This window comes from Planktotalea arctica (assembly GCF_002105285.1).
GTDB lineage: Bacteria > Pseudomonadota > Alphaproteobacteria > Rhodobacterales > Rhodobacteraceae > Planktotalea > Planktotalea arctica.
This window is the reverse complement of record NZ_MUHR01000001.1, coordinates 255,011-267,598: the sequence shown is the minus strand read 5'-3', so window position 1 is coordinate 267,598 and position 12,588 is coordinate 255,011. Positions and strand designations below refer to the sequence as shown.

Here is a 12,588-nt window from a genome sequence, read left to right as displayed (position 1 = left end):
TCATCTCGAGAAATGCGCGCTTCTCTCGCAGGCGCTGCGCGCACTTGCGCGGCGTTTACGACGAAGCAACAGATCAGAATTTCCAAATCGCTTCCACAATCGCCTGTCTTGGGGTAGGCGCTGCGGCAACCGCTATATGTAGCGAAATTTCCTTGCTGAAGTTTGAAAAATTCCTTTGTTTTGAATGCTTTATTTATTAAAAGTTATATGTTAGCCTTTAACCATAACAAGACTAAGTCAGCCGGAAACCGGCGACACCGAGGCAGTTAAAAGGCAGAAAATCGTGAAGGTACGGCACACATCGCCGGCCCGACTAGGGCTATTGGTCATCTCACTTGTATGGTTGCTCGTCGCGCTCCCTTTGAGCGTTTCAGCAGCACCCTACGCAGCATTCGTGATGGATGCGCGAAGCGGTGAGGTCTTGCATGCACGCAACGCTGATACGCGATTGCACCCCGCATCTCTGACGAAAATGATGACGCTTTATGTGGCATTCCAAGCAATCGAGAACGGCGAGATCGGTCTCGACACTACCGTGACAATTTCGGCAAATGCGGCGGCAGAGCAACCCTCCAAGCTCGGGCTGCGCGCCGGACAACGGATCAAATTCCGCTTCCTCATCCGCGCCTCAGCTGTCAAGTCGGCCAACGACGCGGCGACCGCCATCGGCGAGATCCTCGAGGGGTCCGAAGCGGCTTTCGCACGGCGTATGACGCGCACTGCAAAAGCGCTGGGCATGTCGAAAACTACCTTCAAGAACGCACATGGTCTCACCGAAGCGGGCCATTTGTCTACCGCACGCGACATGTCTATCCTCGGGCGTCACATGCTGTACGACTACCCCGAATATTACAACCTGTTCTCGCGCATCACGACCGATGCAGGGATCAAGACGGTCCCTAACACGAACCGCCGATTGCTAAGCAATTACAAGGGCGCCGATGGTATCAAGACGGGTTACACCCGCGCCGCCGGCTTCAATCTCGTCGCCTCGGCAGAGCGCGGGAACGAGCGGATTATCGCTACGGTTTTCGGGGGTCGCTCGACCGCAACACGCAACGCACGGGTCGCAGAACTGCTCGACATGGGCTTCAAACGCGCGCCCAGCCAAGTAGCCCTGAGAAAACCCGCAAAACCTGCCTATGGAGGCTCGCGCGCAACGGCCAAAACCATTCGCGTCGTGCGCGCGGTAAAGCAAAGCCCGAGACCAAAGGCACGGTCATCTCTTGTCGACGGGGCACCCGTTCTGGTGTCGCTCAAGGATGATGTGCGCCAAGCGCTGTTCGAAGCGCAGGTTAACTCTGCCTCCGACGTTCAGGTGACAAACGCGGCATCCGCATCGACCGCAGCCGTCTTGCAATCGCCCAAACCGGCAGCCCGGCCAAAGGCCTTGATGATGGCCTCACTGACCCAACCAAAACCTGAAACCAAGGCAAGGCCGAACCCCGAAGTCGTCACGCGCCTGTCTACCTCAGGTGGCCGCCACTGGGGAATCAATATTGGAAAATACCCGAACCGGTATCGTGCAGAGCGCGTATTGCTGAAAACCGCTCTTGCGGAAATGAGCACGTTGAACGGTGCGCGGCGCACCGTAACGGAGCGAAAGTCGGGGTATGATGCGAATTTCGTTGGAATGACCCGAGAAAGCGCCGATCTGGCCTGCCGCCGCCTTCAAGCACGCAACGTGCAATGCTTTATGATCGCGCCCAGTTCTTAAAGGCTAAGGCTTGGGGCTATCGTCCCACTCATCGCTTAGGATGCGCGCGGCATTGCCGTCAGGGTCGTCATATTGCTTGGTGCGGACGGAATATATGAACGCCGCCAACCCGACGCCGCCAAGGATCAGTGAAATCGGGATCAGATAAGCCAATACGTTCATTTCTCTCTCCCGAGGCGCAAAGCGTTCAGCGACACCGTGATGGACGAACTGGACATGGCCAGAGCCGCGATAAGCGGTGTCGCCAGACCCGCGATCGCGAAGGGGACCGCAATGATATTGTAGAGCGTCGCGATTTGAAAGTTTTCCTTGATCCGCAACGTCGCCTTTTGCGCGACGGTGATCGCACCGCCGATGGGTGCCAGCGTGTTACCCAGCAAAACGATATCGGACGCGACCCGCGCCGCATCGAGCGCAGACGCTGGCGAAATCGACACGTTCGCCGTGCTAAGCGCCGCTGTATCATTCAAGCCATCGCCCACCATTAGCACATGCGCACCTTTGGCTTTCAACGCGTTGATAAAATCCGCTTTTTCCACAGGGAGCGCGTTTGCGCTCCAGTTTTCCAGACCGAGCGTATTGGCCAAGGCGCGCACGGGCGCAAGCGCATCGCCGGAAATCAGATGCATCGCGATGCCCTTGGCCTTGAGATCATCAATCAACTCTTGCGCGCCTTGGCGCAGCGCATCCTCAAAATAGAATGGCGCGGGATTCTCACCGCCAATCTGAAGCCATGTGGCAATTCGCTCCCCCTGCTCGGCCCCGACCCAGCTTGCACGGCCAAGTCGCACGCGTGCGCCGTTCCAATATGCTTCGGTGCCATAGCCTGGCACTTCGCGGATATCCGTCAATTGGGCTGGTGTTAGCTTTGTCGCCGTCATCGCCGCAACGACGCCCTGCGCCAAAGGATGCGCAGAGCCGCTGGCCAGCGCAAAGGCGACGCCGCGCGCGCGCGCGTCATGATCCATCAGATTGATCAGCTTGGGCTGGCCTTGGGTCAGCGTTCCGGTCTTGTCGAAAACCACCGTATCGACCTTGGCCAAGCGCTCCATCGCGGTGCCGTCCTTGATCAGCAGGCCTTTACGAAACAGCCGCCCGGAGGCGGCCGTGGTGACCGCGGGCACTGCAAGGCCCAGCGCACAAGGGCATGTGATAATCAGGACCGCCGCAGCAATGTTCAGCGCCATGCGCATATCGCCCGAATAGATCAGCCAACCGAGGAAACTGAGCGCCGACAGGATATGAACCCCGGGCGCATAAAGTTTCGCAGCCTTATCGGCAAGCGAGGTGTAGTTCGAGCGACCGCTCTCCGCGACCGCCACCAGTTGCGCCATACGATAGAGCGAACTGTCCTCGCCCACGGCCGTGACGCGGATGTTCAAAGGCCCGGTCAGGTTGACCTCGCCCGCGCTGACCGCCTGCCCCGGCTCGGCCAGAACCGGCAGAGTTTCGCCCGTCAAAAGCGCGCGGTCCAATTCCGAGCGCCCCTCGCTGATCACCCCGTCCACAGGCATACGACCGCCGGGACGCACCAAGATCACATCACCAATCCGAAGCTCGGACACGCTGACTTGCACTGGCGCGCCGTCCTCAAACCGCAAGGCGCGCGGCACTTCGAGCGCGGCGAGCTCTTCGGCGGCAGAGCGCGCAACAGCACGCGCGCGGTGATCAAGATACCGACCCGCCAAAAGAAAAAACGTCAGCGTTAATGCCGCGTCGAAATAGGCATGCTCGCCCGAAAGGCTGGTTTCCCAAAGTGAGGTTACCAGCGCCAATGCGATCGCCAGCGAAATGGGTACATCCATGTTCAAGCGCCCGGCACGCAGCGCGCTATAGGCATGTAGAAAGAAAGGCTGCGCCGAAAACGCGATCGCGGGCAAGGTGATCGCAGCCGATAGCCAATGGAACAAATCGCGCGTCGCCGCTTCGGCTCCAGACCAGACCGCCACCGACAAGAGCATCACGTTCATCGAGGCAAAACCGGACACGGCCAAACGCATCAACAAATCGCGCCCTGCCTGATCGGTTTCCGTCGCCCTGAGCGCACCTGAGTCAAGCTCATGCGCCTCGAAGCCAAGGGTTTCGAGCTTGGCCGCCAATTGCTCTGCGGTGACTTCGGGGTCCGCTTCGATCTGCGCGCGTTTCAGCGTCAGGTTCACCCGCGCGCCGTGCACACCCGGAAAAGCACTGAGCGCGCGCTCCACCGATGAAATGCAAGCGGCGCAATGAATGCCGGGCAAGGACAGCGCCAAATTGACTTCGCGCGGCGCTTGCGCCGCGGCCAAGGCTTCTGCGGCTGGCGCAGCAGAGCAGGCAGGACAGGCGGAAACGGCGCTCAAAGCATCAATCCTTGATATGCAGAATGACGCGCTGGCTGAACTCGGTGCCATCGATGGCGATCGCTTTCATGCGTACATTCCAGTTACCTGCACCAAGCGTGGCGCGGGCGACATAGGCCGAGCCGTCAAAGGCAAACTCGGGAAAGATATCATCCTTAACATGCGTCGCGCGGCCGACAGTCGCATCAAGGTGTGCGACCTGAACAGGCTGGCCCTGCGCATCGCGTATATCAAGCATGACGATCCCGCCGCTAGCATCTGCGCGCACGCTCCAGCCAAGGCCTTCCTGCGCCGTGCGCCTCTCGTCAAACTTTTGCGACGCAACATAGGAGTTCTTGACCTCGAGCCCAGGAAAGGTGCTCACCGCATTATAGGCCAGTGTCAGATTAACCGTGATGATCACAGCGAAGGCGGATGCGAATATCGCAAAAACGCCGCGACCTGTGAGTGGTTTGGAACTGGTCATCAGTTATCCCTTCCGTTGAAAATGGTGTCTTTATGCGCACGCTCGCCGTTGGACGTATCCTCGGCCCAAAGGCGGAATTGCGTGCGCTCCGAATTAGCAGGATCAGAGCCGGCAGGCGCGATCACGTAGACTTTTTGCAAGAAACTGGTGTCCGCGGGTACATTCACGCTCTCGTAGGGTGTGCCCTCCAACTGGATGCGCAGCGCAGGATCGCCGACGACTGACAAGCGGAATGGGCGATCTTCCCCGTGCTTGTTTAGCAGGCGCACATCATAGGTGTTGCGGATGGAACCATCAGAGAGCGTCACGAAAATCGGGTTACGCACGGGGGCGACGGACATTTCGATATCGGCGCGAATGAACAGCGCAAACACCAGACCGAAACCCACGAGCGACCAAAGCGCCGTATACATGATCGTGCGCGGGCGCAGGATATGTTTCATCACAGGTTTGATCGGCTTGCCCGCACGCTCGTTCGTTTCATCCGAAATCGCCATGTAATCGATCAAGCCGCGCGGCTTGCCGATCTTGGCCATCACATCATCGCACGCATCGATGCACAGCGCACATGTGATGCACTCGAGCTGCTCACCGTCGCGAATGTCAATGCCCACGGGGCAGACGTTGACGCAGGCCATGCAATCGATGCAATCGCCCTGTGGCTCGCCCGCCTTGACTTCTTCGGAGTGCTTACGCGGCTCACCGCGCCACGTGCGATAGCCGACGACAAGTGTGTCCTCGTCCATCATCGCCGCTTGGATACGTGGCCATGGGCAGGCGTAAATGCAAATCTGCTCCCGCGCGATCCCACCAAAGAAAAAGGTCGTCGCCGTCAGAACCGCAATGGTGGTGTAGGCGATAGGATGGGCGTTGCCCGTCACCAGATCGACCAGCAATGTGGGCGCATCGGCAAAATAGAAAACCCAGGCACCGCCCGTGGCAAGCCCGATAATCATCCAACTTGTCCATTTGGTCAGGCGCAATCGCGCTTTGCGCAAATCCCATTTCTTCTGGTTGTGCAGCCGAAGGCGTGCGTTGCGATCACCCTCGATCCAGCGCTCTACCAGAATGAACAGATCGGTCCAGACGGTCTGCGGGCAGGCATAACCACACCAGACGCGACCCATAGCAGAAGTGAACAAAAACAGGCCCAGGCCTGCCATGATCAGAAGACCGGCAATGAAATAGAATTCATGCGGCCAGATTTCGATCCAGAAGAAGAAGAAACGGCGATTGGCCAGATCGATCAAAACCGCCTGATCGGGAAGGTTCGGGCCACGATCCCAGCGAATCCAAGGCGTCACATAATAGATACCCAAAGTGAAGATCATGATGATCCACTTCAGGTTTCTAAACCATCCAGTGACACGGCGCGGAAAGATCGGCTCGTGTGCTGCGTAGAGACTTGGTGCGGGTTCATTGTCGGTAGAGCTCACGGAATCACCCCGTTCAAAGCGTTAGCATTGCAGTGCTTGTCACAGGCTGCGCCGCGCAACTCTTTGACCTAAGTCAAATGGCGATTCTTAAAGTCACTTTTAAGCACGTTGATGAGAGGCCTGGGCGTCGAGCCACTTCACGAAAGCGCGCGCGGAGGGCCGCAGCGCATTCGCGCGCGTCACAATGTAATAACCGAAATCCTCGTCATCCTCGAAAAGTTTAACCAAACGTCCGCTTTCAAGATCGGATCTCACCCAGATTTCCGCCGTCACGGTAATCCCCTGCCCCATGCGCGCAGCATCAATCGTCAGGTTACCCGGCAAGATGATGCGCCCGCCCTGCCAGGCTTCCGGCACCCCGTGTTTGGCCAGCCAAAGCGAGCTTTCCGAGGTGCCGACCTCCTGCAAAATCGGAAAACGCGCAAGATCGACGGGACTGGCCGGGCGATCCGCGCGCACGAAGCTGGGCGCAGCCACTGCGACGCGGCGCGTCGCTATCAGCAAAAGCGCATCTGTGCCTGCCCAATCGCCTTGCCCGAAACGGATCGCCACGTCGGGGCCTGAGCCACCAAGCGCGACGGGCGCAGGGTTGGCGTCGATCACCACGTCGATCTCCGGATGTTTCATGCGGAAATCTGCAAGGCGCGGCACCAGCCAATTGGCCGCGAAGCTGGGCGTCGTCGTCACTGTCAATGGGCGCGCCTCCTCGTCGCCCGTAAGCTGCGCGACCTGCTCGGCCATCGCGTCAAAACCGGCCAGCACAACATCGGCCAGCACTTTGCCCTCGGCACTGAGCCGCCCCTGACGCGCACTGCGATCCAAGAGCGTGAGGCCGAGCCGGGTTTCAAGGTTTCTGATCTGCTGGCTGATCGCGGCATGAGTGACGTTCAACGCATCGCCCGCTTGCTGCAAAGAGCCGTATTGCGCGTAGGCCGCAAAGGCGCGCAGTGCTGACATCGGGGGAAGGTTGCGCCACTCCATCCTAAACTTCAGCTAACATATGAAAATTCTTCCTGACTGGATTTAACGTGCATTTGTGGACTATCTTGAACATACAAAGACTGAAAGGGAAACAGAATGTTACATATTCTTGCAGATAGCTTCATGCGGGCGAGCCACCAGAACAAACGCGATGCGCCGCGTTGGCACAAGCCGCACCATTGGAGCACACCCAGCGATCAAGCCTCGATTGAGCGCCGCAAAGGCACCGTGCGATGATTGATCCCATCGTTTACCGCGTTCCAAGCCTTGCAGGCGTTCGCGCCGCGAGCACTGGCTGGCCTTGGCGCGGCAAACGCTGGGCAAAGGCTGCGCTGCGCAAATAGAAAAACGCCCGAAGCTGGCTCGCTTCGGGCGTTTTGGTTTGTTTAAAGAAGGGCCGCGTTATTCGGAGGCTTCGCCGCCGCCAAGGCCATGGACATATGTCGACACCGCACGAAGCTCTGCTTCGGACAGGCGCTCGGTCCAGGCAGGCATTACGCCGTAACGGCTATATTCGACCGTTTGGATCAGCTTGTCGTAGTCGCCACCATAGAGCCAAATGGCGTCCGTCAGGTTGGGCGCGCCTTGGCTGCGGTCCCCTGTGCCGTCGTCCATATGGCAGCTTGAGCAGTTGTCCTCATAGACCAATGTACCAGCATCAACCATTGCGGCGTCTTGCGGCGTGCCCGACAGGCTCATTACAAAATTGACCACTTGGGCGATTTCCTCTGGCTCCAGCATCTCGCCAAAGGCAGGCATCTGCGAGAAACGGGCGTCGTCGTCCGTCTCGTTGCGGATACCATGGCTGATGGTGGCATGGATGTCCTCGACAGTGCCGCCCCAAAGCCAGTCATCGTCCAGCAGGTTGGGATAGCCCGAAGCCTGAACACCCGCCGCGCCGGAACCGTGACACTGCGCGCACCACGTGCGGAACACCGCAGCGCCTGCGGACTTTGCGTAGCCCTCCAACTCCGGGTCTGCCGCGATCGCCGCCAATTCGACCGAAGCGAGTTTGGTATTGATCGCCTCGTTCGACTTATCGACCGCCGCGATATCTTGTGCGACTTCGGCGCGCGTCGAATACCCCAGCACACCGGCCGTCGCCGAATTGATCATCGGCCAGGCAGGATAGGCGATCGTGTAACCGATGGCCCAAACGATACAGGCGTAGAAGGTCCACAGCCACCAGCGCGGCAAGGGATTGTTGAACTCCTCGATACCGTCCCAGCTATGGCCAGTGGTATCCGGATCTTCCTTTTTCTTGATAGGTTTCTTGCTCATTTCCGGGCCTCCTCATCAAGGATGGGTTTGTCGTCGTGCCGGAACGGGATGTCTGCCGTTTCAGTGTAAGTCTTCTTGGAGCCCGGGCGAAACACCCAGAACACAATGCCCAAGAAAAACGTAAACAGGAACAAAAGCATCCAGCTGTCAGCAAACTCGCGCAGGAAGGAATAGGTTTCCATATCGGCTTCTCCTATCGGCTGGCGTCAGGCGTGAACGTCGAGAAATCGACCATCGTGCCCAGCACCTGCATGTAAGCGATCAGAGCGTCCATTTCGGAAAGTCCGGGCGCTCCATCAAAGTTACGCACATTCACGTTCTCGCCGTAGCGCTCAAGCAACCCGTCATAGTCACTGTCAGGGTCAGCTTGCGCCACAAAATCGGCCTGCGCTGTCTCGATCATGTCCGATGTATAGGGCACGCCCACGAAGGCATGGGTGCGCAGCAGATCGCCGATATATTCACCGTCAATGAGCCTGCGCTCCAGCTGGTCATATTTCGGCATCACCGATTCCGGTACCACGGATTGTGGATCGCGGAAGTGGTCCTGATGCCATCCGTCCGAGTAACGCCCCCCAACACGCGCCAGATCTGGACCTGTGCGCTTGGAGCCCCATTGGAAGGGGTGGTCGTACTTGGATTCTGCCGCCAGCGAGTAGTGGCCATAGCGTTCGACCTCGTCCCGCATAGGACGGATCATCTGGCTGTGGCACACGTAGCACCCTTCACGAATGTAGATATCGCGCCCGGTGAGCTCCAGCGGAGTGTAGGGGCGCATGCCCTCTACATCCTCGATGGTGTTCTCCAGATAAAAGAGCGGTACGATTTGCACCAATCCGCCAATCGTGACGACCAGAAAGCTGAGTACCAGCAGAAGGGTCGCATTGGTCTCGATGATCTTATGTTTGTCGAGAATTCCCATAGGTCTGCTCCTTTCTATTCGGCCGCTACGGCAGCGTGAGTTTCGGCAGTATCAGATTCAACTGCCGGGCTGCGTTTGACGGTCATCCAGAGGTTGTAGGCCATGATCAGTGCGCCAGCGAGATACATCACACCGCCCAGACCGCGGACTACGTACATCGGGAACTTTGCGGCAACCGTGTCGGCGAACGAGTTTACCAAGAAACCGTTTGCATCGACTTCGCGCCACATCAGACCTTCCATGATACCCGTGACCCACATCGAGGAGGCGTAAAGAACGATCCCGATTGTGGCGAGCCAGAAGTGCCAGCTTACCAAAGACAGGCTGTAAAGGCGTGTACGGTTCCAAAGCTTTGGTGTGAGGAAGTACAAAGCACCAAAGGTGATCATACCGTTCCAACCAAGCGCGCCAGAGTGTACGTGGCCGATTGTCCAGTCAGTGTAGTGCGACAGCGAGTTCACAGCGCGGATCGACATCATCGGACCCTCGAATGTGGACATGCCGTAGAAGCCGATCGATATCACCATCATACGGATCACAGGGTCGGTGCGCAGCTTGTCCCAAGCGCCCGAAAGCGTCATCAGACCGTTGATCATGCCGCCCCAGCTTGGCATCCAGAGCACGATCGAGAAGACCATACCAAGGGTGGACGCCCAGTCTGGAAGAGCTGTGTAGTGCAAGTGGTGTGGGCCAGCCCAAATATAAAGGAAGATCAGCGCCCAGAAGTGGATGATCGACAGTTTATACGAGAAGACCGGACGCTCTGCCTGCTTGGGCACAAAGTAGTACATCATGCCGAGGAAGCCCGCTGTCAGGAAGAAGCCAACCGCGTTGTGGCCATACCACCACTGCACCATCGCATCCTGAACACCCGAAAAGACCTGAACCGATTTGGAGCCAAACAGGCTTACCGGGATCGAGAGGTTATTCACCACATGAAGCATAGCAACCGTGATGATGAAGCTCAGATAGAACCAGTTCGCCACATAGATGTGCTTTTCCTTACGCTTGATGATCGTTCCGAGGAAGACCGCAAGATAAGCGAGCCAGACGACCGTGAGCCAAAGATCCACATGCCATTCGGGTTCTGCGTATTCTTTGGACTGTGTCGAGCCAAGCAAATAGCCCGTCGCCGCCAAAACGATGAACAACTGGTAACCCCAAAAGACGAACCACGCCATATTACCGCCCCAAAGGCGCGCGGCGCTGGTACGCTGCACGACATAGAAGGACGTCGCAATCAAAGCGTTACCGCCAAATGCGAAAATCACCGCAGATGTGTGCAGTGGACGCAAGCGGCCAAAGTTGGCATAGCCTTCCGCCCAATCAAAGTTCCAGGACGGAAACGCCAACTGAAACGCGATGAAGGTTCCCACAAGGAAACCCACTATGCCCCAGAAGGTCGTCGCGATAACGCCGTAGCGCACCACCCCGTCCATATATTCGTGTTCCATTGACCCTGCCGGCTCATCGCCCGTTTGGCGCACCGTCCACAGGAACATACCCCCCGCAACCAACATAACGATGATCGCGTGAACCATGTAGGCAAGGTCTCGTGCGTAGTTGGCTGCAATCATCGCCAAAAGCGTGATTAAACCAAGCACGATCATCTTGATGTAGTTCATCATTTTTCGTCCCTTCGTCTTGCCCGCGCGATTCGAATAATACGCAGATGTTCTTAGACTGCTGCCCTTTTGCGAGATTGCGGCTGGCCGTTCTTTGATCTGGGTCAAGCGCTTGGGATAGATTTGTTGACGGACGTCAAAGAAACCCACGAAAAAAGAGCGCCATAATGCCCGCGAAATGAACCAAGGGAGTAAACCATGGCCTTCGCGACACTTATCACCCATCTCGCCGATCCAGAGACCAAGCCGGATTTCCTGCAATCGCTCGCAGAAATGGCGGAAACTTTTGACGCCCATCTGGACGTTGTGTGTCACGGCATTGATCGTCTGACCCCGGGTTTCCAGTACGGCGGCGTCGATCCCGTAATGATGCAGCGCACCATGCAAGCCGCTGGCGATGATGCAAAATCCATCGCAGCTACGGCGCGCGGCATGCTTGAAAAAAGCAATGCGCGCTGGAGCGTCGAAACTTCGGTGAACCCGATAGGCAACATCAATCGCAGCGTTTCAATGCGCACGCGTTTCAGCGACCTTGCAGTTTTACCAACGCCCTACGGCGGGCAAAACTCGCAGCTCGAAGCGGAGGGTATTCTGGAGGGCGCACTGTTCGGGGGCCAATCCCCCGTGCTGGTGCTTCCTGCTGGCGTTGCCGCTAATCCCACGCCTGAACGTGTGATCCTCGCCTGGAATGAAAGCCCCGAGGCGATGAATGCCGTGCGCGCAGCATTGCCGTTTCTGAAACAGGCCCGATCGGTGCGCGTCACGGTGATCGATCCACCGCGCCACGGACAGGATCGATCTGATCCGGGCGGCCCTTTGTCAGTATTTCTAGCGCGCCATGGCGTGAAAGCGGAAATCGACGTGCTCGGCAAAAGCCTGCCACGTGTTTGCGACGTGTTGCTGCGCCATGCCAATGACAAGGACGCCGATATGATCGTGATGGGGGCCTATGGCCACTCGCGCTTTCGCGAGGCGATTCTCGGCGGTGCCACACGTGACATGTTAGAAGAGGCAAAACTGCCAATCTTCATGATGCACTAGACCGCAGGCCTAAGACAGAAAACCACCGTCACTGTCATCTCCGGCTTCATCCAGCAAACGCTCGAAGTCGGGGATGGTCACGTGGCGTTTGCCCTCCAGCACGATGACGCCGTCACGCTTGAGCGCGCTAATCTGGCGGCTGACCGTTTCAAGCGTAAGGCCAAGATAGTCGGCCATCGCTTCGCGCGTGAGCGGTAGGTCAAATACAATCTTGGCATCCTGCGCACGCAGGTTCAGCGTGGCATCACGCCGCGCGATGATCGACAACAGCGATGCGATCTTTTCACGCGCAGTCTTGCGGCCCAAGACCAGCATCCATTCGCGTGCCGCATCCAGCTCGTCCAGCGTCATTTCCAGCAAACGCTGGGCAATATGTGGCGTGCGGGCCATCATTTCCTCAAAAGGCACCTTACGGAAACAGCACATCACCAGATCTGTGGTCGCAACCACATCATAAGCCGCGCCGCGGCGCCCGGGGCGCCCCACGAAGTCGGAGGGCAACAAAAGGCCAACCATTTGCGTGCGCCCATCTTCCATCGTCTGCGACAGCGTAGCAATTCCACGTACCAGTGAACCGACAAAATCCATCGGTTCGCCCGACCACACAATCGTCTGGCCCGCTTCATAAGAGCGGTAATACTTGATCTGGTCCAACCGCTCCAATTCGTCGGTTTCACAACGTGCGCAGACGGCACGATGTCTTATGGGGCAATCCCCACAGTCCTGAAGGTCGACGGCTATCGCTTGCGGCATATCAAAATACATCCATTGATCTGAATC

General features: G+C 57.8%; 13 protein-coding genes. 3 read left to right on the top strand and 10 right to left on the bottom strand.

Annotation, left to right across the window (positions count from 1 at the left end; all coding sequences use genetic code 11):
• The first annotated feature begins 283 nt into the window (after window positions 1-283).
• Window positions 284-1,717: a D-alanyl-D-alanine carboxypeptidase family protein gene (locus tag B9P63_RS01360; RefSeq protein ID WP_085306746.1), complete on the top strand. Its 1,434-nt coding sequence runs from the start codon at window positions 284-286 to the stop codon at window positions 1,715-1,717.
• A gap of 3 nt (window positions 1,718-1,720) precedes the next feature.
• On the opposite strand, the gene ccoS is transcribed toward B9P63_RS01360, so the two are convergent.
• The 5 genes from ccoS to B9P63_RS01335 all read right to left on the bottom strand — a co-directional run bounded on the left by ccoS (window position 1,721) and on the right by B9P63_RS01335 (window position 6,915).
• Entirely contained in the window at window positions 1,721-1,879 is a 159-nt protein-coding gene (gene ccoS / locus B9P63_RS01355) for a cbb3-type cytochrome oxidase assembly protein CcoS (protein WP_085306745.1), read from the bottom strand.
• On the bottom strand, window positions 1,876-4,056 hold the full coding sequence (locus B9P63_RS01350) for a heavy metal translocating P-type ATPase (RefSeq protein ID WP_245830519.1): 2,181 nt from the start codon (window positions 4,054-4,056) through the stop codon (window positions 1,876-1,878). The genes ccoS and B9P63_RS01350 overlap by 4 nt, the downstream gene beginning before the upstream one ends.
• A 4-nt stretch (window positions 4,057-4,060) precedes the next feature.
• Window positions 4,061-4,522 carry a FixH family protein gene (locus tag B9P63_RS01345; RefSeq protein WP_085306743.1) on the bottom strand — a complete coding sequence of 154 codons (462 nt, stop codon included), beginning with the start codon at window positions 4,520-4,522 and terminating at the stop codon, window positions 4,061-4,063.
• Window positions 4,522-5,958 (bottom strand): cytochrome c oxidase accessory protein CcoG, encoded by a 1,437-nt coding sequence (ccoG, locus tag B9P63_RS01340; protein ID WP_085306742.1) that lies wholly within the window; start codon window positions 5,956-5,958, stop codon window positions 4,522-4,524. Before ccoG ends, B9P63_RS01345 begins: the two co-directional genes overlap by 1 nt.
• Window positions 5,959-6,057: 99 nt before the next feature.
• On the bottom strand, window positions 6,058-6,915 hold the full coding sequence (locus B9P63_RS01335) for a LysR family transcriptional regulator (RefSeq protein ID WP_245830518.1): 858 nt from the start codon (window positions 6,913-6,915) through the stop codon (window positions 6,058-6,060).
• Window positions 6,916-7,035: 120 nt separating this feature from the next.
• On the opposite strand from B9P63_RS01335, the gene B9P63_RS19095 reads away from it, so the two are divergent.
• Window positions 7,036-7,176: a hypothetical protein gene (locus B9P63_RS19095; RefSeq protein ID WP_176219076.1), complete on the top strand. Its 141-nt coding sequence runs from the start codon at window positions 7,036-7,038 to the stop codon at window positions 7,174-7,176.
• A gap of 165 nt (window positions 7,177-7,341) precedes the next feature.
• Here the strand turns inward: B9P63_RS19095 and ccoP are convergent, their stop codons facing one another.
• The 4 genes from ccoP to ccoN are packed head-to-tail and all read right to left on the bottom strand — an operon-like array spanning window position 7,342 to window position 10,770.
• Complete coding sequence (gene ccoP, locus B9P63_RS01330) at window positions 7,342-8,220, bottom strand: cytochrome-c oxidase, cbb3-type subunit III (protein ID WP_085306740.1); 879 nt, start codon at window positions 8,218-8,220, stop codon at window positions 7,342-7,344.
• Window positions 8,217-8,402: a cbb3-type cytochrome c oxidase subunit 3 gene (locus B9P63_RS01325; RefSeq protein ID WP_085306739.1), complete on the bottom strand. Its 186-nt coding sequence runs from the start codon at window positions 8,400-8,402 to the stop codon at window positions 8,217-8,219. The genes ccoP and B9P63_RS01325 overlap by 4 nt, the downstream gene beginning before the upstream one ends.
• 11 nt (window positions 8,403-8,413) lie before the next feature.
• Window positions 8,414-9,142: a cytochrome-c oxidase, cbb3-type subunit II gene (ccoO, locus tag B9P63_RS01320; protein WP_085306738.1), complete on the bottom strand. Its 729-nt coding sequence runs from the start codon at window positions 9,140-9,142 to the stop codon at window positions 8,414-8,416.
• A 14-nt stretch (window positions 9,143-9,156) separates the two neighbouring features.
• Window positions 9,157-10,770 (bottom strand): cytochrome-c oxidase, cbb3-type subunit I, encoded by a 1,614-nt coding sequence (gene ccoN / locus B9P63_RS01315; RefSeq protein WP_085307046.1) that lies wholly within the window; start codon window positions 10,768-10,770, stop codon window positions 9,157-9,159.
• A 195-nt stretch (window positions 10,771-10,965) separates the two neighbouring features.
• On the opposite strand from ccoN, the gene B9P63_RS01310 reads away from it, so the two are divergent.
• On the top strand, window positions 10,966-11,808 hold the full coding sequence (locus B9P63_RS01310) for a universal stress protein (RefSeq protein ID WP_085306737.1): 843 nt from the start codon (window positions 10,966-10,968) through the stop codon (window positions 11,806-11,808).
• A 9-nt stretch (window positions 11,809-11,817) separates the two neighbouring features.
• On the opposite strand, the gene fnrL is transcribed toward B9P63_RS01310, so the two are convergent.
• Window positions 11,818-12,561: a transcriptional regulator FnrL gene (fnrL, locus tag B9P63_RS01305; RefSeq protein ID WP_095532981.1), complete on the bottom strand. Its 744-nt coding sequence runs from the start codon at window positions 12,559-12,561 to the stop codon at window positions 11,818-11,820.
• Between the last annotated feature and the right edge of the window lie 27 nt (window positions 12,562-12,588).

Excerpts from the sequence above, each read along its gene's own strand:
- fnrL (WP_095532981.1), bottom strand. The coding sequence starts at position 12,561 with ATGCCGCAAGCGATAGCCGTCGACCTTCAGGACTGTGGGGATTGCCCC.
- B9P63_RS01310 (WP_085306737.1), top strand. The coding sequence starts at position 10,966 with ATGGCCTTCGCGACACTTATCACCCATCTCGCCGATCCAGAGACCAAG.
- ccoS (WP_085306745.1), bottom strand. The coding sequence starts at position 1,879 with ATGAACGTATTGGCTTATCTGATCCCGATTTCACTGATCCTTGGCGGC.
- ccoP (WP_085306740.1), bottom strand. The coding sequence starts at position 8,220 with ATGAGCAAGAAACCTATCAAGAAAAAGGAAGATCCGGATACCACTGGC.
- ccoN (WP_085307046.1), bottom strand. The coding sequence starts at position 10,770 with ATGATGAACTACATCAAGATGATCGTGCTTGGTTTAATCACGCTTTTG.
- B9P63_RS01335 (WP_245830518.1), bottom strand. The coding sequence starts at position 6,915 with ATGTCAGCACTGCGCGCCTTTGCGGCCTACGCGCAATACGGCTCTTTG.
- ccoO (WP_085306738.1), bottom strand. The coding sequence starts at position 9,142 with ATGGGAATTCTCGACAAACATAAGATCATCGAGACCAATGCGACCCTT.
- B9P63_RS01325 (WP_085306739.1), bottom strand. The coding sequence starts at position 8,402 with ATGGAAACCTATTCCTTCCTGCGCGAGTTTGCTGACAGCTGGATGCTT.
- B9P63_RS01345 (WP_085306743.1), bottom strand. The coding sequence starts at position 4,522 with ATGACCAGTTCCAAACCACTCACAGGTCGCGGCGTTTTTGCGATATTC.
- B9P63_RS19095 (WP_176219076.1), top strand. The coding sequence starts at position 7,036 with ATGTTACATATTCTTGCAGATAGCTTCATGCGGGCGAGCCACCAGAAC.